Here is a 23,852-nt window from a genome sequence, read left to right on the forward strand (position 1 = left end):
CGCGGGCCGACCCGTGGCGGCATCCTTGCCTGCCGCCACGATCCCGCGATGACCGTTACCCACCCCCTTCCCGATTCCGATCCGATCGCGCTGCTGCGCGTCGCCGACCTGCGCGCGGCCGAAGCCGATGCGACCGCCGCGCTGCCGCCGCACACGTTGATGGGCCGCGCCGGCGCCGCCGCCGCGCGCTGGCTGTCCGAGCGCGTCGCCGGCGACGATCGCCCCGTCTGGTTCGCGGTCGGCCCCGGCAACAACGGCGGCGACGCGCTGGTGGCCGCCGCGCAGCTCCAGCAGCTCGGTGTCGCGACGCATGCGTGGATGCCGGTGCCGGTCAAGCCGGACGACGCGCAATGGGCGCTCGGCCTCGCGCGCGCGGCGGGCGTGCCGTTGTCGACCACCCCGCCTGCGTCGCTGGAAGGCTACGCGTGGGTCGTCGACGGGCTGTTCGGCATCGGCCTCGGCCGCGCGCTCGACGGCGTGTTCGCCGAGCAGGCCGCACGCATCGCCGCTCATGCGCGCGGCGGCCGCCGCGTGCTCGCACTCGACCTGCCGAGCGGGCTCGACGGCGACACGGGCCGGATCGTCGGCGCGGGCGTCGCCGTCGCGGCCACCCACACGCTCACCTTCATCGGCGCGAAGCCCGGCCTCTACATGGGCGACGGCCGCGATCTCGCCGGCGAGATCCACGTCGCGTCGCTCGACGTCGCGCCGCCCGCCGCGCCGGCCATCGTGCTGAACGCGCCCGCGCGGTTCGCCGCGGCGCTGCCCGCGCGCGCCTTCTCGTCCCACAAGGGCACGTACGGCAGCCTCGCGGTGCTCGGCGGCGACACGGGCACGTGCGGTGCCCCGATCCTCGCCGCCCGCGCCGCGCTGTTCGCGGGCGCCGGCAAGGTGTACGTCGGCTTTCTGGGCGCGGGCGCGCCGCCGTACGATCCGCCGTTTCCCGAACTGATGCTGCATCCGGCCGACACCCTGGACCTCGGCGCGATGACCGCCATCGCGGCCGGTTGCGGGCTCGGCACGCGCGAGGCCGCGGCGACGCTCGTGCGCGACGTGCTCGCACGAGACGTCGCGACGCTGCTCGATGCCGACGCGATGAACCTCGTCGCGACGCACGCGGACCTCGCGACCGCCGTCGCCGCACGCGGCGTGCGCGGCACGCCGTGCGTGCTGACGCCGCACCCGCTCGAAGCCGCACGCCTGCTCGGCGGCGACACGGCAGCCGTGCAGCGCGATCGCGTCGCGGCCGCGCAGGCGCTCGCCGCCCGTTACGCGGGCATCGTCGTGCTGAAAGGCGCGGGCACGGTGATTGCGGCGCCCGACGGGCGCGTGACGATCAACCCGACCGGCAACGCGGCGCTCGCCACCGGCGGCACCGGCGACGTGCTCGGCGGCCTGATCGGCGCGCTGCTCGCGCAGCGGGTCGCGCCGTACGAAGCCGCGCTGGCCGGCGTCTATCTGCACGGCCTCGCGGCCGATACGCTGACCGCGCACGGCGCCGGCCCGGCCGGGCTGACCGCGGGCGAGCTCGCGCCGATGGTCCGCACGCTGATCAATCGCCTTTTTTATCCGTCGCCGCGCGCCGACACGTAACGCCGCTATACTGACTGCCCCGCCGCACGGCGGGCCTTCTCGTCCGCCGGCTTTCCGATCCCGATGAGCCGGCGCGGCATTCCTCCCGATTCACGCTTCACTCGAACCGCCATGACGCTGAAATCGCTCCCCGCCTGGACTGCCCTTCAATCCCACTTCGAACGGATCCGCCACGCGCGGCTGCGCGACTGGTTCGCGCCGGAAAACGACCGCGCGCCGACCCGCGCCGAACGCTTCACGATTCCGGGCGGCGGTCTCGCGGCCGATTTCTCGAAGAACCGCATCGACGACGAAACGCTGCGCCTGCTCGTGCAGCTCGCGCGCGACGCGGGCGTCGAAGCGCGCCGCGACGCGATGTTCGCGGGCGAGATCGTCAACCCGACCGAAGGCCGCGCCGCGCTGCACACCGCACTGCGCGCGACCGACCCGCAGGCGCCGTTCCACGCGCAGGTGAGCGCCGAGCGCGCGAAGATGGCGACGTTCGCGCGCGCCGTGCGCGGCGGCACGTGGACGGGCTATACGGGCAAGCGCATCCGCCACGTGATCAACATCGGCATCGGCGGCTCCGATCTCGGGCCGAAGATGGTCGTGCATGCACTGCACCACGTCGCGACGCCCGACATCTCGACGCACTTCGTGTCGAACGTCGATGGCGCCGATCTCGCACGCGTGCTCGAACAGGTCGATCCCGAGGAAACGCTCGCGATCGTCGTGTCGAAGACCTTCACGACGCTCGAGACGATGACGAACGCGCGCTCGCTGCGCGACTGGTTCGTCGCGCGCGGCTGCCCCGAGGAGGCGCTCGCGAAGCACTTCGTCGGCGTGTCGGCGAACCCGGCCGAAGTCGTGAAGTTCGGTATCGCCGCCGACAACGTGTTCGAAATGTGGGATTGGGTCGGCGGCCGCTATTCGCTGTGGTCGGCGGTCGGCCTGTCGATCATGATCGCGGTGGGCCCCGAGCAGTTCGACGAGTTGCTGGCCGGCGCGAACGACATGGATCGTCACTTCCGCGAAGCGCCGCTCGAGCGCAACCTGCCGGTGCTGCTCGGCTTGATCGGCATCTGGTACCGGAATTTCTTCGGCTCGCAGAGCTATCTCGTCGCGCCGTATTCGGAAGCGCTGCACTACCTGCCGTCGTACCTGCAACAGCTCGAAATGGAGAGCAACGGCAAATCCGCGCGCCTGGACGGCGCCTTCGTCGACTACCCGACGTCGGCCGTCACGTGGGGCGAGCCCGGCACCAACGGCCAGCATGCGTTCTTCCAGATGCTGCACCAGGGGCCGACGATCGTGCCGATCGACTTCATCGCGGTGCTGACGCCCGAGCATCCGCTCGCGAGCCACCATCCGAAGCTGCTCGCGAACTGCTTCGCGCAGAGCGAGGCGTTGATGCTCGGTCGCACGCTCGAAGAAGCGCGCAAGATCGCCGGGCCCGGCAAGGAAGCGCTCGCGCCGCACCTGACGTTCCCCGGCAACCGCCCGACCACGACGCTGCTCGTCGATGCGCTGACGCCGCGCACGCTCGGCGCGCTGATCGCGCTCTACGAACACAAGGTGCTGGTGCAGGCGACGGTGTGGGACATCAATCCGTTCGACCAGTGGGGCGTCGAGCTCGGCAAGATTCTCGGCAAGGTCGTCGAAGCCGACCTGTCGGCCGAATCGGTCGATCCAGCGAAGCACGACTCGTCGACCACGGCGTTGATCGAGCGCGCCCGCGCGGCGCTCAAGCGTTGAAGCGCTGACGCGACCGCGTCATGCCCGTGCCGGCCGCGCGATCCGCCCCGCGCGGCCGGCCGGAACGCTCACGCGTTGCGCGAAGCCGCGTGCGGCGCGACGATGCGCCCCGCGTCGATCGTGACCGTCGTTGCGCAGCGGCGCGCGAGTTCGGCATCGTGCGTGACGAGCACGAGCGTCGCGCCATGCGTGCGGTTCAGTTCGAACATCAGGTCGATGACCGCGTGGCCGGTCGCGGCATCGAGGCTGCCGGTCGGCTCGTCGGCGAACAGGATCGCCGGGCGCGTGACGAACGCGCGTGCGAGTGCGACGCGCTGTTGTTCGCCACCCGAAAGCAGCTTCGGATAATGCGCGGTACGCTCGCCGAGACCGACCTGCACGAGCAGCGCCCGGGCGCGGTCGGCCGCATCGCGCGCGCTGATGCCGCCCTGCAGTTCGAGCGGCAGCATCACATTCTCGAGCGCCGTCAGGTGCGGCATCAACTGGAACGACTGGAATACGAATCCGACCGCGCCGTTGCGCAGCGCCGCGCGTTCGTCCTCGTCGAGTTGATCGAGCGCGCGACCGAGCAGGCGAACCGTGCCGCTCGTCGCGCTGTCCAACCCCGCAAGCAGGCCGAGCAGCGTCGATTTGCCCGAACCCGACGCGCCGACGATCGCGAGGCTGCTGCCCGGCTGCACCGCGAGCGTGATGCCGTCGAGGATCGTCAGCTCGCCCGTTGCATCGGCAACCCGCTTGCACACGTCATGGACTTCGATGATCGGATCGGTAATCTTGAACATGGACACGACATTTCGCTGGAAAAGACGCGCGGCGGCCGCCGCACTGCTGGGCATCCTGCTGGCCGTCACCGCGCCCGCACGCGCCGCGACGGCGCCGGCATCGAGCCCGCCCGTGATCGTCGTGCTCGGCGACAGCCTGTCGGCCGAATACGGATTGCCGCGCGACACCGGCTGGGTGTCGCTGCTGCGGCAACGGCTTTCGGCCGAGCGAATCGATTATAGCGTCGCGAACGCCAGCGTCAGCGGCGACACCACGAGCGGCGGCCGTGCGCGGCTGCCTGCGGTCCTGCAGCGGCTCAAGCCGTCGATCGTCGTCGTCGAGCTCGGCTCGAACGATGCGCTGCGCGGCGTGCCGCTCGCGACGACCGAGCAGAACCTGCGCGACATCGTCGCGAGCGCGCGGCGCGCCCAGGCAAAAGTCGTGCTGGTCGGCATGTACGTGCCGCCCAATTACGGCCCCGACTACACGCAGAAGTTCCACGCGGTCTATACGCGGCTGTCGAAAGATCTCGGCGTGCCGCTCGTGCCGTTCCTGCTGGCCGGCATCGAAGACAAGCCGGACATGTTCCAGGCCGACCAGATGCATCCCGCGCAGCAGGCCCAGCGCATTCTGCTCGACAACGTGTGGCCGACGCTGAAGCCGTTGCTCGGCAAGCCGCACGGCTGACGGCCCGCCGCGCGCAGGAAAGCCGGAAAACAAAAAGCCCCGCTTCGAGCGGGGCTTTTCGATGGTTGCGGGCGAAACGATGCTCAGTTGTCGCCGTCCTGCTGCTGGCTGGCCGTCGTGCCGTACAGCTTCACCTTCGAGCGGTCGCGCAGCGCAGCGAGGTACGCTTCGCCTTCGCTCTGCGCGTCGACCTGCGCCATCTGCTGCTGCGCGGCCGCCAGTTGCTGCGGATCGACCGCCGAACCGGGGATCACCGCGTTCACACGGTAGATCGCGTAGCCGTCCGCGCCGAGGTCGACACCGACGTAAGCCGGCAGCGTCTTCGCATCGACCTTGTAGACGGCGCTCAGCGCCGCCGGCGTCAGGCCCTGCGATTGCGTGCGCGACACCTTCTGCGCGGCCGCGAAGCCGTCGGTCGACTTCGACTTCTGCAGTTCGGCCAGCTTCGCCGCACCGTCCTTCTTCGCGAGTTCCGCGGCCTGCTCGGCGATGACCTTCTGGCGCACGGCGTCCTTGATCGCGTCGAGCGCGGGCACGGCAGCCGGCTTGTAGTCGGTCACGCGCGCCGAGATCAGCGTGTTGTTGCCGACGTCGATCGCCTGCGTGTTGTTCTGGTTCTTCACGGCGTCGTTCGCGAACACGGCGGCCAGGAACTTCGGATTGTTCAACGGGTTCGTCGGCGGCAGTTGCGGATTCGGCGTCGGCGTGACGGTGGCCGTCTGGATCGTCAGCTTGTACTTGTCCGCGGCCGGCTGCAGCGTCTTCGCCTTTTCGTAGACGGTCGACGTGAAGCCTTCCGCGTTGTCCGAGAACGCCTTCGACGCGTACTGCTGCTTCAGGTCGGCCGCGATCTGGTCCTTCACTTCCGCGAACGGCTTGACGACCGCCGGCTTCACTTCGGTCGCCTTCAGGATGTGGAAACCGAGGTCCGACTGCACGATCCCGCTCACGTCGCCCTGCTTGAGCGAGAACGCCGCATCGTCGAACGCCTTGCCGCCCGCGGTCGAGCCGCGCGTGATGAAGCCGAGATCGCCGCCCTTCGCCGCCGACGGCGCGTCCTGCGAGCTCTTCTGCGCGATCTGCGCGAATTGATCCGGATGCGCCTTCACGTCGGCGAGCAACTGCTCGGCCTTCGCCTTTGCGGCTGCCTTGTCGGCCGTGCTGGCGCTGCCCGGCGCGGCGATGAAGATGTGGCTCACGCGCACCTGCGCTTCGGTACGGAAGTGCGTCGGGTTGTCGTCGTAGAACTTCTTGATGTCCGCATCGGTCGGCTGCGCGCTCGCGGCCGCCGCGGCCGGCGAATAGACGAGGTACTGGATCGTCGCGGTTTCCGGCGTCGCGAAGCTCTGCTTGTGCGCGTCGTAGTACGCGGTGAGCTGCGCGTCGGTCGGCTGGACCTTCGCCGCGAAGTCGCTCGTCTTCAGTACGAGCGCCTGTACTTCACGCTGCTGCGCGGCGAGTTCGGACAAGCGTTGCGCGAGGCTCTTCGGCGTGAACGCGCTCGATACGATGCTGGCCGGAATCTGCTGCAGCGCGAGGCTGTAACGCACGCGCTCCTGGTACTGCTCCGGCGTCATCCCCTGAAACGACAGCAATTGCGCATAGCGTTCGACGTCGATCGAACCGTCGGGCTTCTTCAGCGCCGCGATCATCGGGTCGCTCATCAGGGCGTCGCGCACGGCGTTGTCGGATGCGGTCAGGTGCAGGCGTTGCGTCTCGTCGGCCAGCACGCGTTGCTGGATCAGGCCGTCGAGCACCTGCTTGCGATGCTCGGGCGTGTCGAACATCTTGATGTCGAACTGCCCGCCGAGCGCCTGGCGCGCCTGGTCGATCTGCTGGCGGAACGCGCCGTCGAATTCGACCCGCGTGATCTTGTGCCCGTTGACTGCTGCGACGTTCGCACTGTCGTCGAAGAAGCCGCGGAAGCCTTGGATTCCGACGAAACCCAGCCCCGGCAAGACGATCAGGAGCAGGAGCGCCATCATCAGGCGCTGGTGATTACGGAAGAAATCGAGCATGCGTGACGGGAAAATTGGACAAAACGTCCGATATTACAACATACGGGGTGGGACGGGCGAAAAGCGGCCCTCGCCCGCGTGGTCGCCCCCTTGACCGAGGCCGCGCGCACGCCCCGCTCACGGCGATTCGTTTGCGAAGCCGGCTTGCCCGCACCGACGGCCGCCGAATCACGCTGCCTCGGCGTGCGCATCCGTGGCCCGCAGCCGAGCGGAACGTCACGGGTAAAAAGAGATCAGGCCCGACCGCGCTCCCGCGACCGGGTCGCCGCCGGATCGTGACAGCCCAACCCGAGCCGGCCGGCGGTATCCCGCACGACGCCGATCGATCGACGCCTCGCCGACGCGTCATAGGACTTTGCATATCGAAAATCGATCGTTCGTCGCGCATGCCAAGCCGTATACGCTAATCGCGCCATGCAACCCGTGCCACGCTCGTCGGCCGAGCGACGAAGGGGCGCGGCCTATTCGACCATTCAACCCAACCGACCCATTCGATGAGTTTTCTTCACCAGGCGCGCATCGTCGCATTGGCCGTCTCGCTCGGCCTTCTGGCGGGCTGCAACGGGGACAGCGTCGACCGCTCGAACGTTTCGCCCGCCGCCACCGAAAATGCTGCAAACGGCGCGACGATATTCACGATTCCGCTGTACCAGTTCTACGCCACGCGACAGAGCTACATCGCTCAGGGCCTTGCGCCGAATACGTTTCTTCACGGTCGCCGGCTCTCCGATGCGTCGTCCACCACGGTGACGAAGCCCAATCACGACACGCTGTATTCCGTCGCCATGCTGCAACTGGACGCGGGCCCCGTTCAAATCGATACGCCCTCGAGCGGTAACCGTTACTTCTCCCTCGCGTTGATGGACGCCTATACGAACAACTTCGCGATTCGCGGCACGAGCGCCGACAACGGCGTTGCGAAGGTCTTTTGGGTCGTGGGGCCGAACTGGCACGGAGAAGCGCCCGCAGGGGTCATCGTGCTCCGCTCGTCGACCAACGCGGTCTGGGCCCTGGCGAGGACTTACGTGAGCGACGCGAGCGATTATCCGGCCGCGTGGGCGGTTCAGAACCAATTGGTGGCGTCGCAACCCGCTGGAACCGGCGGCACGACGTGGGACAGCGTGGACAAGCAAAAGCCGCCCGGTTATACCAACTGGCCAGCGTATTTCCAGTACGTGAACCAGCTGTTGAAAAAGAGCCCGCCCACGCCGCAGGACGCGGCCGTGCTGTCGGCGCTCGACGCGATCGGCATCGGCCCGGCGCAGACCTTCGACCCGTCGTCTGCCGACATCGCGTCGATCAGCGCCGGCGCAACGCAGGCGCTGGCGAGCCTGACGACCGGCGGCAAAACGCAGCAAGCGTCGGCCCAGACGAGTACCAGCGCAAATGGCTGGACAGGCGGTCCGGCGGACGTCGGAAACTATGGCACCCACTACACGTTGCGGGCGAACGTTGCGCTGAACGGCCTCGGCGCGCTGCCCGGCAGCGAAGCGATCTATTACACCAGCACCGGCGCGGCGAACGCGCCGGGTGCGAACTACGACGGCAGCGGCGTCTATCAGATGACTTTTCCGGCCGGGCAGCTTCCGCCGGCACGCGCGTTCTGGTCATTGACGCTGTACGGGGGCACGAACCAGGCGCAAGCATACTTCTATCCGAATCCCGATCAAGTCTATGCGCTGTCCTATCCGGCCTCGAACTTTCAGTTCGCCACCGACGGCTCGCTCGTGCTCACCGTCAGCCACACGCGACCCGCGGGCGTACCGGCCAGCAACTGGTTGCCCGCTCCTGCCGGCGCGTTCAATCTGACGCTGCGTACGTACTTGCCCGATACGCCGCTCCTGAACGGAACCTACAAGCTGCCGCCGGTGATACGCGTTCAATGAGATGCCGTTTGCGCACACCGGAAACAACCGGTGCTCCCGCGGCGTGAAATTCCGGCGAACGGACGGGACGCGTATCCGCAGGCCGCACGTCGTGCGCATCGCTTCGCGTCCCGCCGGAAGCCGCACCGGCGGCTTCCTCCGCTCCACAGTCGTGCGCCCGCCAGCGGGCGCAACGGGAATACCAAATGAAAAAGCCCGCACGAGGCGGGCTGTTTCATTTGTTTGGCGGAGCGGACGGGACTCGAACCCGCGACCCCCGGCGTGACAGGCCGGTATTCTAACCGACTGAACTACCGCTCCTTGGTCTGGCTGAATCGTGAAACTGGTGGGTGCTGAGGGGTTCGAACCCCCGACCTACGCCTTGTAAGGGCGCCGCTCTACCAGCTGAGCTAAGCACCCGTTTCCGATTCGTTCCGACTGCGATCTGCGCTTGCGCATCAACAATCAGCGAGCCCGCAAGTTTAATTCATCCCCGATCATTTTGCCAAGCCTGCGCGTGAATTTTTTTAACGCACGCGTTCGCACGATTCCGATCCGCATAAAAAAACCCGCGGACACCGCCGCGGGTTTCGTGAACAACCGTCTACAACGACGGTGCTCGGGGCCTCAGTGCTTGACGACTTCCGTCGAGCCGGCATCCTTCGCCGCCTCGCCAACCGGTGCCGCAGCCTTCGCCTCTTCTTCCGGCGGCAGCGGAGTCGGCGAACGCTCGAGCGCGAGCTCCAGCACCTTGTCGATCCAGCGGACCGGCACGATCTCGATCGCGTTCTTCACGTTGTCCGGAATGTCCGCGAGATCCTTCACGTTCTCTTCCGGAATCAGCACGAGCTTGATGCCGCCGCGGTGAGCCGCCAGCAGTTTCTCCTTCAGCCCGCCGATCGGCAGCACTTCGCCACGCAACGTGATTTCGCCCGTCATCGCGACGTCGGCCCGCACGGGGATGCCCGTCAGCACCGACACCAGCGCGGTCGTCATCGCGCCGCCGGCGGACGGACCGTCCTTCGGCGTCGCGCCTTCCGGCACGTGGATGTGGATGTCCTGCTTCTCGAACGCTTCGTCCTTGATACCGAGACGACGCGAACGCGAGCGCACGACCGAACGTGCGGCCTCGACCGACTCCTTCATCACGTCGCCGAGCGAACCCGTACGGATCACGTTGCCCTTGCCCGGCATCACCGCGGCTTCGATCGTCAGCAGGTCGCCGCCGACTTCCGTCCACGCGAGGCCCGTCACCTGACCGACCTGGTTTTCCTTCGCCGCGAGGCCGAAGTCGTACTTGCGCACGCCGAGGAACGTATCGAGGTTCTCGCCGTCGACCTTGATCGCGCCCGATGCCTTCTTCAGCAGCAGCATCTTCACGACCTTGCGGCAGATCTTCGACACTTCCCGCTCGAGCGAGCGCACACCGGCTTCGCGCGTGTAGTAGCGGATGATGTCGCGGATCGCCTGTTCGGTGACCTCGATCTCGCCTTCCTTCAGCCCGTTGTTCTTCTTCTGCTTCGGCAGCAGGTAACGCTGGGCAATGCTGACCTTCTCGTCTTCCGTGTAGCCCGACAGACGGATCACTTCCATCCGGTCGAGCAGCGGCGGCGGGATGTTCAGCGAGTTCGACGTCGCGACGAACATCACGTCCGACAGGTCGAAGTCGACTTCGATGTAGTGGTCGGCGAACGTGTGGTTCTGTTCCGGGTCGAGCACTTCGAGCAGCGCCGACGACGGATCGCCACGGAAATCCATGCCCATCTTGTCGACTTCGTCGAGCAGGAAGAGCGGATTGCGCACGCCGACCTTCGCGAGGCTTTGCAGGATCTTGCCCGGCATCGAACCGATGTACGTGCGGCGGTGGCCGCGGATCTCGGCTTCGTCACGCACGCCGCCGAGCGCCATCCGGACGAACTTGCGGTTCGTCGCACGGGCGATCGACTGGCCGAGCGAGGTCTTGCCGACGCCCGGAGGCCCGACGAGGCACAGGATCGGCGCCTTGACCTTGTCCACGCGCTGTTGCACCGCGAGATACTCGAGGATCCGTTCCTTGACCTTCTCGAGGCCGAAGTGATCCTCGTCGAGCACCTGCTCGGCGTTCGACAGGTCGTTGTTGACCTTGCTCTTCTTGCGCCACGGCAGGCCGATCAGCGTGTCGATGTAGTTGCGCACGACGGTGGCTTCCGCCGACATCGGCGACATCAGCTTCAGCTTCTTCAGCTCGGCGTCGGCCTTCTTCTTGGCTTCCTTCGGCATGCGCGCGGCGTTGATGCGCTTCTCGAGTTCCTCGAGATCCGCACCTTCCTCGCCTTCGCCCAGTTCCTTCTGGATCGCCTTGACCTGTTCGTTCAGGTAGTACTCGCGCTGGCTCTTTTCCATCTGGCGCTTCACGCGCCCGCGGATGCGCTTTTCGACCTGCAGGATGTCGATCTCGGCTTCGAGTTGCGCGAGCAGATGCTCGAGACGCTCGATGACCGGGAACATTTCGAGAATGTGCTGCTTCTGGTCGAGCTTCAGCGGCAGGCGCTCGGCGATCATGTCGGCGAGACGGCCCGCTTCGTCGATGCCCGACAGCGACGTGAGAATCTCCGGCGGGATCTTCTTGTTCAGCTTCACGTACTGGTCGAACTGCGACACGATCGCGCGGCGCAGCGCTTCCGTCTCGGCGCTGTCGGCGTGGTCGGGCTCGAGCGGCATCACTTCGCAGGAGAACTGCGTCTCCTGTTCTTCGATGGACAACGCCTTCGCACGCTGCAAGCCCTCGACGAGCACCTTCACGGTGCCGTCCGGCAGCTTCAGCATCTGCAGAATGTTGGCGATACAACCGACCTCGTACATGTCCTTTTCGGTCGGTTCGTCCTTGGCCGCGGTTTTCTGGGCGACGAGCATGATGTGCTTGCCGCCTTCCATCGCTGCTTCGAGGGCCTTGATCGATTTCGGCCGGCCCACGAAGAGCGGAATGACCATGTGCGGGAAAACGACGACGTCCCGCAGCGGCAGCAGCGGGAGCGTGATGCGTTCCGGCGGGAGAAGTTGGGTGCCTGACATTTCATTTCCCCATGAGTGGAATCAATTGTTCGGTAATTGAGGCCGCCACAACGAATTGCAAGCCTTCAAGTGCGGGAAATATTCGGTAAGAAAGTAACCACCGCGTGTCGAGTCAGAGTTACCCACAAGATAAACGAAAAAAAGCCGCCCACGGACTCATGAACGGCCTTTTTCGCAGAACATCGTCGGCAAGCCGGTCAGTTCGAACCCGCCACCTTCGGCGTGTCCTCGTAGATCAGCAAGGGCTTGCCGTCCCCATCGATGACGTTCTCGTCGATGATGACCTTGCTGACCCCTTTCATCGTCGGCAGCTCGTACATCACGTCGAGCAACGCCTGTTCGATGATCGAACGCAAACCGCGCGCGCCGGTCTTGCGGCGGATCGCCTTGCGGGCGACCGCCTGCAACGCGCCCGGCCGGATTTCCAGCTCGACGCGCTCCATCGCGAACAGCTTGTGATACTGCTTGACGAGCGCGTTCTTCGGCTCGACCAGGATCTTCATCAGCGCGGCTTCGTCGAGCTTGCCGAGCGTCGCGACCACCGGCAGGCGGCCGATCAATTCGGGGATCAGACCGAATTTGATCAGGTCTTCCGGTTCCGTTTCGCGCAGCACTTCGCCCGCGTCGCGCTCCTGCTTGCTCTTGACCGTCGCGCCGAAGCCGATGCCCGTCTTTTCCGTGCGATCGGTGATCACCTTCTCGAGGCCATCGAACGCGCCGCCGCAGATGAACAGGATGTTGGTCGTGTCGACCTGGATGAAATCCTGGTTCGGGTGCTTGCGGCCGCCCTGCGGCGGCACCGACGCCATCGTGCCCTCGACGAGCTTCAAGAGCGCCTGCTGGACGCCCTCGCCCGACACGTCGCGCGTGATCGACGGGTTGTCCGACTTGCGGCTGATCTTGTCGATCTCGTCGATGTAGACGATCCCGCGCTGAGCCTTGTCGACCTCGTAGTTGCAGTTCTGCAACAGCTTCTGGATGATGTTCTCGACGTCCTCGCCGACGTAGCCGGCTTCGGTCAGCGTCGTCGCATCGGCGATCACGAACGGCACGTTGAGCAACCGCGCCAGGGTTTGCGCGAGCAGCGTCTTGCCGGAGCCCGTCGGGCCGATCAGCAGGATGTTGCTCTTCGACAGCTCGACGTCGTCCTTCTTGTCGAGATGCTTCAGGCGCTTGTAGTGGTTGTACACGGCCACCGCGAGGATCTTCTTCGCGCGCTCCTGGCCGATCACGTACTGATCGAGGATGTCGCGAATTTCCTGCGGGCTCGGCAGATCCGACCGGGACAGGCTGGCCTCGACGCCGGCGGCAGCCGCCTCGTCGCGAATGATTTCGTTGCAGAGATCGATACATTCATCGCAGATGAACACCGACGGGCCCGCGATGAGTTTTTTCACCTCATGCTGGCTTTTCCCGCAAAACGAGCAATACAACAGCTTCTCGCTGTTCGAACCTTTTTTGTCCGCCATGAATGTAGAGCCTCCGGACAGGTAAATGACATGATACGCCGATTGCTCCGGACGCCGCGCCTAGGGCGCGACCGGAGCCGGCTGGATGCGCTTGCCGCAGATGCTCAGGGCACTCGGGACATTGCGGGGGCGCCGCACGAATCGGGGCGGCACCCCGTTTAAGCTCACGGGCGCTTCAACAGCACCTGATCGATCAGCCCGTACGCCTTCGCGTCCTCGCTCGACATGAAGTTATCACGGTCGGTGTCGCGCGCGATGCGCTCGACGTCCTGGCCCGTGTGCTGCGCGAGCAGGTTGTTCAACCGTTCCTTCAGGTAGAGGATTTCGCGCGCCTGGATCTCGATGTCGGACGCCTGGCCGCGCGCGCCGCCCAGCGGCTGGTGAATCATCACGCGCGAATTCGGCAGCGCGAAGCGCTTGCCCTTCGCACCCGACGCGAGCAGGAACGCACCCATGCTGGCCGCGAGACCCATGCACAGGGTCGACACGTCCGGCTTGATGAACTGCATCGTGTCGTAGATCGCCATCCCGGCCGACACCGAGCCGCCCGGGCTGTTGATGTAGAGGCTGATGTCCTTGTCGGGATTCTCGCTCTCGAGGAACAGCAATTGCGCGACCACGAGGTTGGCGGTCTGGTCGTTCACTTCGCCGACCATGAACACCAGGCGCTCCTTCAGGAGACGCGAATAGATATCGTACGAACGCTCGCCGCGGCCGCTCGTTTCGACGACGATCGGCACCAGCCCCAGCGCTTGCGCCTCGAAACCCTGCGGCGCGTTCGAAGCAAGCATGTCCAGCAATTCAGCGCGAGTGATCATTCAATGAACCTTGTTCGAATGGAAAATTGAACGGAGGGAAGCCGCCCGCTCAATCGCCATATTAATGGCAACCGTGCGCTTGACGTAAAAACGGCGTGCGGGCCGTCGCTCCGACAGCCGGCACGCCGCTAGAGCGACACTTACGCTTGCGCCGATGCGCTCGCGAGTGCCTCGAAGCTCACTTCCTTGTCCGTCACCTTTGCCTTGCCCAGCACGAAGTCGACGACGTTGCTTTCAACGACGAACGCTTCCATCTCGGCGAGGCGCTGCTGGTTGGAATAATACCAGCGGACCACTTCCTTCGGGTCTTCGTAGCTCTTCGCGAACTCGTCGACTTCCGCGCGGATCTGTTCCGGCTTCGCTTCGAGGCCGTTCGCCTTCACGAGTTCGGCCAGCACGAGGCCCAGCTTCACGCGGCGCTCGGCCTGCTCGGCGAACATCTCGGCCGGGATCGGTGCGTCCTTCGCGTTCGGCACGCCGCGCTGCGCCAGATCCTGGCGAGCCATTTCGACGAGGCGTTGCTGATCCTGCTCGATCAGCGCCTTCGGCACGTCGAGCTCGGAAATCTTCAGCAGCGCGTCCATCACCTGGTTCTTGACGATCGACTGCGTGCGGCGCTTCGCTTCGCGCTCGAGGTTTTCCTTGATCTCGGCGCGCATCTTCGTGAGGTCGCCGTCTTCGATGCCGAGCGACTTCGCGAATTCGGCGTCGATTTCCGGCAGGTGCGGCCACTCGATCTTCTTCATCGTGACCGTGAACTGCGCCGTTTTGCCGGCGACGTCCTTGCCGTGGTAGTCATCCGGGAACTTGAGATCGAACGTACGCTGTTCGCCGACCTTCAGGCCCAGCGCCGCCGTTTCGAATTCCGGCAGCATGCGGCCTTCGCCGAGCACGAACGGGAAATCTTCGGCCGTGCCGCCCTGGAACGCCACGTCGTCGATCTTGCCGACGAAGTCGACCGTCACGCGGTCGCCGTTCTTCGCTGCGGTGTCCGCGCCGCCGTCGCCGTGCTCGCCCGCTTCGCCGCGTGCGTGGTAGTGCACGCGTTGCTTGCGCAGGATGTCGAGCGTGCGGTCGATTTCGGCGTCGCCGATCGACGTCGTCGAGCGCTCGACTTCAGCCGTCGCCAGATCGCCGATCTTCACTTCCGGGTAGACCTCGAACGTCGCGTCGAACGCGTATGCGTCTTCAGCCTGTTCCTGCTTCGGCTCGAAGCTCGGCTGCCCGGCGACGCGCAGGTTTTCCGCGCGGCTGATCGTGAAGAATTCCTGGCCGATCTTGTCGCTCAGCACTTCCGCCTCGACCTGACCCGCGTACTGTTGCGCGACCATCTTCAGCGGCACCTTGCCCGGGCGGAAACCCGGCATGCGCACGTTCTTCGCGAGTTTCTGGATGCGGGCGTCGATTTCCTTCTGCACGGTGTCTTTCGGCAAAGAAATCGTCACGCGGCGTTCAAGCTTGCCGAGGTTCTCAACAACGTTAGCCATGGCTTCAATCGTCCTAAAATTATTCGAGCGAATCGGGTTTTCCTTGCCGTGCCTGCCTGCAGCGTGAGGTGCGTCGCACTCGCACGCCGCGCCGGAGCGCCACGCCATCCCTGCACGCGCCGAATGGCTAGCGCAAGCGGCTCGGAGCACGGCTTTGGCCGGAAGAATCGACTATTCTAGCAAACAATTTTCCTCATACCGCCAGATCGGCGCGACACGCGTGCGTCCTGCCCCGTCGGCGGCGCGTTGCACGGCCATGCACGCGGATCGTGGCTATGCCGAACGGCGTATCCACCCCGGGCCGTCCATCCTGTAAGCTCCGATAGCATGTGAGCCGCCTTCTCGGCCCGCCCCTTATTCTTCACACCAATCACGCCTTCCGGAGACACCATGCCGCAACACCCGTCCGCGCCTGTCGTCGTCGTCGCGCCCGATTCGTTCAAAGGCTCGCTTTCAGCCGAGCAGGTCGCGGATGCGATCGCCACCGGCATTCGCCGCGCCCGGCCCGATGCCGTCGTGCGCTGCTGCCCGATGGCCGACGGCGGCGAAGGCACGCTCGACGCGATGCTGGCCGGCGGCGGCACGCGGCGCACGCTGCGGGTGGCCGGCGCGTCGCTGGCGGCGCGCGACGCGGCGGTGGGCGTGATCGATGCGCGCACCGCGATCGTCGAGACGGCCGAGATCGTCGGGATTACCGACCCGGTCGGCATGAGCGTGCCGGTCGACGCGCGCAGCACGCGCGGGATGGGCGAGGCGATCCGCGCGCTGCTCGACGACGGCGTGCGCCGCTTCTTTGTCGCGCTCGGCGGCAGCAGCACCAACGACGCGGGCGCCGGGCTGCTCGCGGGCCTCGGCCTGCAGTGCTTCGACGCGGGCGGCCAGCCGGTCGAGCCCGTGCCGTCGCGGCTCGCCGACATCGCGCGCATCGACGCGTCGGGGCTCGATCCGCGCCTGAAGGAAACGGAATTCGTCGGCATGTCCGACGTCGACAACCCGCTGACGGGCACGCATGGCGCCACCGCCGTGTTCGGTCCGCAAAAGGGTGTGACGGCGGCGCAGGTCGCGCCCCTCGATGCGGCCCTCGCCCGCTTCGCCGACCTGCTCGAAGCCGCGCTCGATCGCCGCGGCCGCGATCTGCCGGGCGCGGGCGCCGCGGGCGGCCTCGGTTTCGCGCTGCACATGCTCGGTGCACGCTTCGAGGCCGGCGCCGAAGTGGTGGCGCGCCAGGTCGGGCTCGACGCCGCCCTGGCCGGCGCCGACTGGCTGATCACCGGCGAAGGCCGCTCCGACGTGCAGACGCTGCACGGCAAGGCGCCGTTCATCGCATGCCGGCACGCGCAGGCCGCCGGCGTGAGCGCGTCGCTGCTGTCGGGCGCGGTCGACCCGGCCGCGCTGCCGCGTCTGTCCGAGCATTTCTCCGGCTGCTTTTCGCCGGCTCCGGGGCCGATCACGCTCGACGTCGCGATCCGCGACGCGGCCAACCTGCTCGCGAACGAAGCGGAACAGTTGACACGCCTGAAGTACGGTGCACACTGACCGTTGACCCGAGCGCGCGATACAGGAACAATCGGGCCCGCCCTTTTTCTTCAGGATTCGACATGAAAGGCCGCCAAGCCGGGCTCGATCAGTTTCTGACCTATCGCCTCCATGCGCTCACGAAGCGCTCCGACCGCGGGATCGGCGAGGTGTACCGGCACAAGCTCGACATCTCGCTGCCCGAGGCGCGCGTGATCGCCGCCGTCGGCGCATTCGGCCCGTTCTCGATCATGGATCTCGCGCGCCACACCAATCTCGACAAGAGCCAGGCAAGCCGCGCGGCCGAAGCGCTGCTGCGCCAGGGGCTGCTCGAGCGCAGCGCGAGCGACGAAGATGGCCGGATCGTGCTGATCGCGCTGACCGCCGACGGCCGAGCGCTGCATCGCAAGATCATGCCGATCGTGCGCAAGTGGAACGACGGCTTGCTCGCGTGCCTGTCCGACAGCGAACGTCAGACGTTCGAGCGGCTGCTCGACAAGGTCGTTGCGCACGCAGTCGAGCGCGACGACTGAGTAACCGGCTTCGAAGTCAAGCGCGATGAAGTGAATCGTCGCAAGGCGTGTCGGCCCCGCCGTCGCCGGTTCGCGAAGCGCGGCGACGGCATTGATCAGACGAATCGGACGAGCCGCCCGCGTCGCGTCACACCCGATCCGGGTGGCTTGTCCGGGCGCGCCGTCCGGGCGGCCCGTCTTGCACCGCGACGGCATCGCGCGAAGCACGCGCGGTCGCATTGCCGGCGTCGCCGACGGCCGCGAATCCGGCAGCCTCGTGCTCACTACAACCCACTGTTCGCCGCACGCTGACGCAACAATCCGAGCACCGCGTCGCAGTACGGCGTCGGCACGCCAAGCTTGCGGCCGAGTTCCGGAAACACGCCGAGGATCGGCCCGATCTCGAGCGAGCGCCCCGCCTCGAAATCCTGCAGCATCGACGTCTTGAACGCGCCGAGCTTGCGCGTGACCGCGATCCGCTCGGGGCCGCTCATCCCGGCGGACAAGCCGAGCCTCGCGCCGATCGCAGCCGCTTCCTCCATCATCCGCAGCGCGAGATCCTGCGTGAACGGATCGTCGAGCAACTGCTCGGCCGTCGACCCGGTCAACGCGCTCAGCGGGTTCATGTTCATGTTGCCCCACAGCTTCGTCCAGATCTCGGTCCGGATCGCGGGCGTCGTCTCGACGTCGAAACCGCCGGCCGCGAGCGCCGCGGCGAACCGCGCCGTGGCCCCGTCGAGCCGCGGATCGGGCGTGCCGACGATCAGCCGGTTGCCTCGCCCGCGCCGCACGACGCCCGGCGCGTCGGTACTCGACGACAGATGCACGACGCAGCCGATCGCCTGCGCGGGCGGCAACGCAGCCGACACCGCGCCGGCCGGATCGACCGCATCGAGCGGCACACCGTCGATCGCCCCTTCGAGCCCGTGCGTGAACCACCACGGCAGCCCGTTCATCGCCGCGACGATCACCGTATGCGGCCCGACCAGCGGCGCAATGCGCGCGGCCAGCGCCGGCAGCGCCTGTGCCTTCAGCGCGATCACCACATAGTCCTGCACACCGAGCGCGGCCGCATCGTCGCTTGCGCGCATCGGCACCGACGCGATTGCGCCCGCCTCGTCGATCACGCGCACGCCGTGCGCATTCAGCGCATCGAGCGTCGCGCCGCGTGCGTACGCGCTCACGGTCATGCCGGCTCTCGACAACGCGGCCGCGAGCAATCCGCCGATCGCGCCGACCCCGACCACCGCCGCGCGCACCGACCCTGAATTCGTGTCGTTCATGATGGCATTCCGTCTCCCGGGAGCTGACGAGCATAACGCGCAATGGTTGCAGACACAACCATTCTGGCGGCGCAGCGCGCATCCGGCGGCACGCGTTCGTGCGCCTCAGCGCGGTACGCTGCCCGCCTCCACCGCTTCGTCGTCGATCGCGCCGCTGGTCGCGCCGAGCACGCCGGCGATCTGGCTCTTGTCGTGCATGCCGAGCTTGCGGTACGCGCAGCGCAGGTAGTGGCGCACGGTCGTCGGCGAGATCGCCATCTGCTGCGCGACTTCCTTGTGCGAACGCCCGGCGCCGTAATAGCGGATCGCCGCGAGCTCGCGCGGGCTCAGCCGGTCGAGCAGCGAGCGCGGCCGCGCCTCGATCTGGAACAGCCCCGCGACGGGCACGCACTGGATGCGCAGCGCGTCGCCGACGAACGGCCGGCCCGGCTGGCGCCGCAGATGCGCGACAAGCGGCTCCGGCACGCGCGCACCGGCCCAGGCCGGCCATTCGGTGCGCAGCACGTCGTCGAAATCGTGATCGGCGTGGTGCAGCACACCGAAGTTGTCGCACAGCGCACGCGCCGCCGGCACGACCGTGTCGGTGCGCTCGCGTTCACGCGTGAGCTGCGCGGCGCGGTTGATCGTCAATGCGGCCGCGAGATGCGGAATGACTTCCTCGAAACGATCCGCGTCGTCGTCGCTGAACGGCCGGTTCAGGCCCTGCCGGTAGATCGACACGAACGTCGTCAGGCCGAAGCGGCGATCGAGCGTACACACGAACATCAATTGCGCGAGCCCGTACTTCACGCACCAGTCGCGAAACCGCGCATCGAGCCCCGGCTCGACGACCGACAGCCGCACCGCGCGGCCGTGCGCGCCGTGCAGCGTGCGGCGCGCGAGCGGATCGCAATCGCGCACGCGCTTCCAGTCGATGAAGAACGCGTGCGGCAACCGGTATAAAAAGCTGTTGTGCATCACCGGGCCGGTCGGCACATGGGTCGCGACGCCCGTCCACGCGGCATCGAACGGAACGAGCGCCTGCAGCAGCGAAAAGAACCGGTATTCGAATTCGCCGATGGCGGACTGCGCGGCCACCGCGTACAGGTCGAGCAGCATCAGGCCGAGTTCGCGCTGCGCTGCGTCGCCGCGCGTGACGCCATCGAAATCGGCGCGCCGGGACGGCAGCGGCGGCCACGCGAATTCGTCGAGTGCGATGGCGGCCGGCACGTCGCGCAGCGCGTCGAGGTCCTGCCCGATATCCGTCGTGATCCTCACCTTCCGCTCTCCTGTCCGGTCGGGCCGCCGATGTGCGCAACGATACCGGCCGATTATAGCGAGCGACTTTTTTGGCGGGCCACGGCGCCGAAACGCTCGCCAACCCCATCCATTTGAACGGTACACCGCACGTTGCTGCTGCGCAGCACGGCGCGCGGCGACGTTGCGCGGCGTTCACACCGCGCAACGCGGGTTTTCCGCACCGTTCATCTGGACGACTGTTCGACGGTTTTCCCGCTGCGGACACTGCGTCGCGACCACACCAACGACGAACCGACGCAGGAAGGTATGGAGAACCCCACGTGACGACACCCCGCTTCATCCGCACGGCCACGGCCGCCGCGGCGCTTGCCGCATGCAGCGGCGCCGCGCACGCGCAGTCCGCCCTCACGCTGTACGGCGCGCTCGACGTCGGCGTGCAGTACCTGACGCACGCCGACGGGCGCCATTCGGCCGTGCGGTTGCAGAACTACGGCATCCTGCCTTCGCAGGTCGGGATCAAGGGCCACGAGGATCTCGGCGGCGGCTGGCGGGCGCTGTTCAAGCTGGAACAGGGCTTCAACGTCAACGACGGTACCCCGACCGCGCCCGGCTACGCGTTCTTCCGCGGGGCATACGCGGGCATCGCGGGACCGGTCGGCACCGTCACGCTCGGCCGCCAGTTCAGCGTGCTGTTCGACAAGACACTGTTCTACGACCCGCTCTGGTATGGGTCGTACAGCGGCCAGGGCGTGCTCGTGCCGATCAACGCGAACTTCATCGACCACTCGGTCAAATATCAGTCGCCGACGTTCGCCGGCTTCGACGTCGAAGCGCTCGCCGCGACCTCCGGCGTCGCGGGCAATACGCGCGCCGGACGCGTGCTCGAGCTCGGCGGCCAGTACACGAGCAACGGCCTGTCGGTGAGCGCGGTGCTGCATCAGGCGCACGGCGACGTAGCGGCGGCGGCCGACGCGTCCGCGCGGCGTCGCGAACTCGGCACGCTCGCCGCGCGTTATGCGTTCGCCACGCTGCCGCTCACCGTGTATGCGGGCGTCGAACGCCTGACCGGCGACCTCGACGCCGCTCGCACGATCGTCTGGGGCGGCGCGCGCTACCTGACGTCGAACGGGATCGGCCTGAACGCGGGCGTCTACCACACCGATGCGCGCACGCCGGCGATCGGCCACCCGACGTTGTTCATCGCGAGCACCACGTACGCGCTGTCCAAGCGCACCGTCGCATACCTGAACCTCGGCTATGCGCGAAACGGCGGCCAGAGCGCGCAGACCGTCTACGAATACGACCCGACGCCGCTCGCCGGCGCGTCGCAGTTCGGCGCGATGGTCGGCATGTACCACCTGTTCTGATTCCCCCCAACGAGATCCCGTCATGAAGACCCTGCCCCCGGATGTCGCCCTCTCGCGCGACGGCCATGCGTCGACGTTCGCGCGCTCGACGCTCGTCGCGCTCGTCGTGTTCGCGGCCATCACGCCGCTGTTGCTGCTCGTGGCGCCCGCCGTCGCCGGTCAGCTCGCCACGCAGCTCGGCTTGTCCGCGTCGCAGATCGGCACCTACTTCTTCGTCGAACTCGGCGCGTTCAGCCTCGCGACCGTGCCGTCGTACCTGTGGCTCGGACGTGTCGACGCGCGTCGCGTCGCGGCGTTCGCCATCGCGATGTTCGGCGCGGGCAACCTGCTGACTGCGCTATGGATGCCGGGGTTTGCCGCGCTGCTCGCGCTGCGCGCCGTCACCGCCCTCGGCGGCGGCTCGCTGATGGTGCTCTGCATGACGAGCGCGGCGACGAGCAGCAACAGCGACCGCGTGTACGGCCTGTGGGTCGTCGGCCAGTTGATCGCGGGCGCGATCGGCCTGTTCGTGCTGCCGCACGTGTTCGCCGCGTTCGGGCTACGCGCGCTGTACGTCGCGCTCGCCGTGCTCGCGCTGCTCGCGGCGCCGCTGTCGCGCGGCTTTCCGACGTCGCTCGGCACGCGGGCGGCGTCCGCGTACGCGGCGCGCGGCGACGCGCCGCCGACGCCGCGACGCTTCGTCGTGCTCGCCATCGGCGCGGTGCTGACGTTCTATCTCGCGATCGGCAGCGTGTGGACGTTCGCGAGCCGGGCGGCGGCCGAGGCCGGGCTCGATCCGCAGTCGACCGGCAACGTGCTCGCGATCGCGAGCGTGATGGGGATCGCCGGCGCGGCGCTCGCGTCGTGCGCGGGCGGGCGGCTCGCGCGGCGCGCGATGCTGGCGACCGGCTATGCGCTGCTCGCGGCGTCGCTCGTCGCGCTCGCGGCGACGCGTGACACCGGCGGCTACGGCGCGGCGATCTTCACGTTCAAGTTCGCGTGGACCTTCGTGCTGCCGTTCATTCTCGCGACGGTCGCGCAGATCGACACGTCGGGCCGCCTCGTCGCGACGCTCAATTTCGTGATCGGCGCGGGGCTCGCCGCCGGCCCGCTGCTGGCCGGCCTGATGCTCGACGCCGGCGGCACGATGCGCGCGCTGTTCGCAGCCGCGACGGCCGTCGCGATCGTGTCGTTCGCCGCGCTGCGCCACATCGATCGCCGCGCGCGCCTTTCCGTTTCCTCCCAACCGTGACAGGTCACGCATACATGAATCGCACTGCCTTCTTCACCGACGAACGCACTTTCTGGCATACCGGCGGCACGCACGCGCTGTTCTTTCCGGTCGGCGGCTGGGTCCAGCCGCCGTCGAGCGCGGGCTACGCGGAATCGCCCGATTCGAAGCGCCGCTTCCTGTCGCTCGTGCAGGCGTCGGGCCTGGCCGCGCAGCTCGACCTGCGCGGCGCCGAACCCGCGACCACCGCCGACCTGCTGCGCATTCATCCGGCACACTATCTCGACGCGTTCCGCGCGCTGAGCGACACGAACGGTGGCGACCTCGGCGATCTCGCGCCATTCGGCAAAGGCAGCTACGAGATCGCCGCACTGTCGGCCGGCCTCGCGATCGCGGCGATCGATGCGGTCGTCGGCGAGCACGCGGCGAATGCGTTCTCGCTGTCGCGGCCGCCCGGCCATCACTGCCTGCGCGACCGCCCGATGGGCTTCTGCATGCTCGCGAACATCCCGATCGCGATCGAGGCCGCCCGCGCGAAGCACGGCATCGAGCGCGTCGCGGTGATCGACTGGGACGTGCATCACGGCAACGGCACACAGTCGATCTACTACGACGATCCGGATACGCTGACGATTTCGCTGCATCAGGACCGCTGCTTCCCGCCCGGCTACGGCGGCGCGGACGATCGCGGCGAAGGCGCGGGCGTCGGCGCGAACCTGAACGTGCCGCTGCTCGCGGGCAGCGGCGACGATGCCTATCGGTATGCATTCGAGCGAATCGTGCTGCCGGCGCTGGCGCGTTTCCGCCCCGAGCTGATCGTCATCGCGAGCGGCCTCGACGCGAGCGCGGTCGATCCGCTCGCGCGCATGCAGCTGCATACCGACAGCTACCGGTTCATGACCCGCGCGGTAAAGGAAGCCGCGCAACGCCATTGCGGCGGGCGGCTCGTGATCGTTCACGAAGGCGGCTATTCGGAGGCGTACGTCCCGTTCTGCGGGCTGGCGATCGTCGAGGAACTGTCCGGCCTGCGCACCGAGGTCGCCGACCCGATGCTCGACCTGGCGATCGCGCAGCAGCCGGGCGAGCGGTTCATCGCGTTCCAGCGCGAACTGCTCGACGAACTGGCCGTGTCGTTCGGATTGTAGCGCGCGCTGACGAACGATACCGGGCCGGCATGCGCCGGCCCTTGCGCGATCGGTACGGATGGGGTTTCCTGTGTTTTTACTCCCGTTCCGGCCGAGG

Annotated in this window: 17 protein-coding genes and 2 tRNA genes; 9 read left to right on the forward strand and 10 right to left on the reverse strand. The window is 67.3% G+C overall.

Going from position 1 to position 23,852, the window contains the following annotated elements:
• Positions 1-48: 48 nt before the first annotated feature.
• Together WS54_RS22965 and pgi are read left to right on the forward strand one after the other, a co-directional pair.
• Entirely contained in the window at positions 49-1,593 is a 1,545-nt protein-coding gene (locus tag WS54_RS22965) for an NAD(P)H-hydrate dehydratase (RefSeq protein WP_059780938.1), read from the forward strand.
• Positions 1,594-1,704: 111 nt separating this feature from the next.
• Complete coding sequence (pgi, locus tag WS54_RS22970) at positions 1,705-3,327, forward strand: glucose-6-phosphate isomerase (RefSeq protein ID WP_059780936.1); 1,623 nt, start codon at positions 1,705-1,707, stop codon at positions 3,325-3,327.
• A gap of 68 nt (positions 3,328-3,395) precedes the next feature.
• Here the strand turns inward: pgi and WS54_RS22975 are convergent, their stop codons facing one another.
• Positions 3,396-4,109: an ABC transporter ATP-binding protein gene (locus tag WS54_RS22975; protein ID WP_011549613.1), complete on the reverse strand. Its 714-nt coding sequence runs from the start codon at positions 4,107-4,109 to the stop codon at positions 3,396-3,398.
• Between WS54_RS22975 and WS54_RS22980 the strand changes: the two genes are divergently transcribed.
• Entirely contained in the window at positions 4,108-4,776 is a 669-nt protein-coding gene (locus WS54_RS22980) for an arylesterase (protein WP_059780934.1), read from the forward strand. The two genes, WS54_RS22975 and WS54_RS22980, sit on opposite strands and share 2 nt — an antisense overlap.
• Positions 4,777-4,859: 83 nt before the next feature.
• Here WS54_RS22980 and WS54_RS22985 read toward each other — a convergent pair whose 3' ends face one another.
• Positions 4,860-6,794, reverse strand: coding sequence for a SurA N-terminal domain-containing protein (locus WS54_RS22985; protein ID WP_059780932.1), 1,935 nt, complete (start codon positions 6,792-6,794; stop codon positions 4,860-4,862).
• Between the two features lie 494 nt (positions 6,795-7,288).
• Here WS54_RS22985 and WS54_RS22990 point away from each other — a divergent pair, with 494 nt between their 5' ends.
• Positions 7,289-8,680: a DUF1254 domain-containing protein gene (locus WS54_RS22990; RefSeq protein ID WP_059780929.1), complete on the forward strand. Its 1,392-nt coding sequence runs from the start codon at positions 7,289-7,291 to the stop codon at positions 8,678-8,680.
• 223 nt (positions 8,681-8,903) lie between these two features.
• Here WS54_RS22990 and WS54_RS22995 read toward each other — a convergent pair.
• From WS54_RS22995 to tig, 6 genes are all read right to left on the reverse strand, one after another.
• A tRNA-Asp gene (locus WS54_RS22995) sits at positions 8,904-8,980 on the reverse strand.
• 23 nt (positions 8,981-9,003) lie between these two features.
• Positions 9,004-9,079 (reverse strand) — tRNA-Val (locus WS54_RS23000).
• A 207-nt stretch (positions 9,080-9,286) separates the two neighbouring features.
• Positions 9,287-11,710, reverse strand: a complete 2,424-nt coding sequence (gene lon, locus WS54_RS23005) for an endopeptidase La (RefSeq protein ID WP_050013282.1) — start codon at positions 11,708-11,710, stop codon at positions 9,287-9,289.
• 197 nt (positions 11,711-11,907) lie between these two features.
• Positions 11,908-13,179, reverse strand: a complete 1,272-nt coding sequence (gene clpX, locus WS54_RS23010) for an ATP-dependent Clp protease ATP-binding subunit ClpX (RefSeq protein ID WP_006489345.1) — start codon at positions 13,177-13,179, stop codon at positions 11,908-11,910.
• Between the two features lie 164 nt (positions 13,180-13,343).
• On the reverse strand, positions 13,344-13,997 hold the full coding sequence (gene clpP / locus WS54_RS23015) for an ATP-dependent Clp endopeptidase proteolytic subunit ClpP (protein WP_006496351.1): 654 nt from the start codon (positions 13,995-13,997) through the stop codon (positions 13,344-13,346).
• A 140-nt stretch (positions 13,998-14,137) separates the two neighbouring features.
• Positions 14,138-15,484 (reverse strand): trigger factor, encoded by a 1,347-nt coding sequence (gene tig / locus WS54_RS23020; protein ID WP_034207546.1) that lies wholly within the window; start codon positions 15,482-15,484, stop codon positions 14,138-14,140.
• Positions 15,485-15,874: 390 nt separating this feature from the next.
• Between tig and WS54_RS23025 the strand changes: the two genes are divergently transcribed.
• Complete coding sequence (locus WS54_RS23025; RefSeq protein WP_059780926.1) at positions 15,875-17,020, forward strand: glycerate kinase; 1,146 nt, start codon at positions 15,875-15,877, stop codon at positions 17,018-17,020.
• A gap of 62 nt (positions 17,021-17,082) precedes the next feature.
• Positions 17,083-17,532: a MarR family winged helix-turn-helix transcriptional regulator gene (locus WS54_RS23030; protein ID WP_034207548.1), complete on the forward strand. Its 450-nt coding sequence runs from the start codon at positions 17,083-17,085 to the stop codon at positions 17,530-17,532.
• Positions 17,533-17,795: 263 nt separating this feature from the next.
• On the opposite strand, the gene WS54_RS23035 is transcribed toward WS54_RS23030, so the two are convergent.
• Both WS54_RS23035 and WS54_RS23040 read right to left on the reverse strand, forming a co-directional pair.
• On the reverse strand, positions 17,796-18,794 hold the full coding sequence (locus WS54_RS23035) for a 2-dehydropantoate 2-reductase (protein ID WP_059780924.1): 999 nt from the start codon (positions 18,792-18,794) through the stop codon (positions 17,796-17,798).
• A gap of 105 nt (positions 18,795-18,899) precedes the next feature.
• Positions 18,900-20,051: a helix-turn-helix transcriptional regulator gene (locus tag WS54_RS23040; protein WP_059780922.1), complete on the reverse strand. Its 1,152-nt coding sequence runs from the start codon at positions 20,049-20,051 to the stop codon at positions 18,900-18,902.
• A 302-nt stretch (positions 20,052-20,353) separates the two neighbouring features.
• Here WS54_RS23040 and WS54_RS23045 point away from each other — a divergent pair, with 302 nt between their 5' ends.
• Genes WS54_RS23045 through WS54_RS23055 form a run of 3 tightly spaced genes read left to right on the forward strand, consistent with a single transcriptional unit; the run spans position 20,354 to position 23,755 of the window.
• Positions 20,354-21,400: a porin gene (locus WS54_RS23045; RefSeq protein WP_059780921.1), complete on the forward strand. Its 1,047-nt coding sequence runs from the start codon at positions 20,354-20,356 to the stop codon at positions 21,398-21,400.
• A 22-nt stretch (positions 21,401-21,422) separates the two neighbouring features.
• Positions 21,423-22,631, forward strand: coding sequence for an MFS transporter (locus tag WS54_RS23050; protein WP_059780919.1), 1,209 nt, complete (start codon positions 21,423-21,425; stop codon positions 22,629-22,631).
• 14 nt (positions 22,632-22,645) lie between these two features.
• Positions 22,646-23,755 (forward strand): class II histone deacetylase, encoded by a 1,110-nt coding sequence (locus WS54_RS23055; RefSeq protein ID WP_059780917.1) that lies wholly within the window; start codon positions 22,646-22,648, stop codon positions 23,753-23,755.
• Positions 23,756-23,852 lie beyond the last annotated feature (97 nt).

It is taken from the genome of Burkholderia sp. NRF60-BP8, from assembly GCF_001522585.2.
Lineage (GTDB): Bacteria > Pseudomonadota > Gammaproteobacteria > Burkholderiales > Burkholderiaceae > Burkholderia.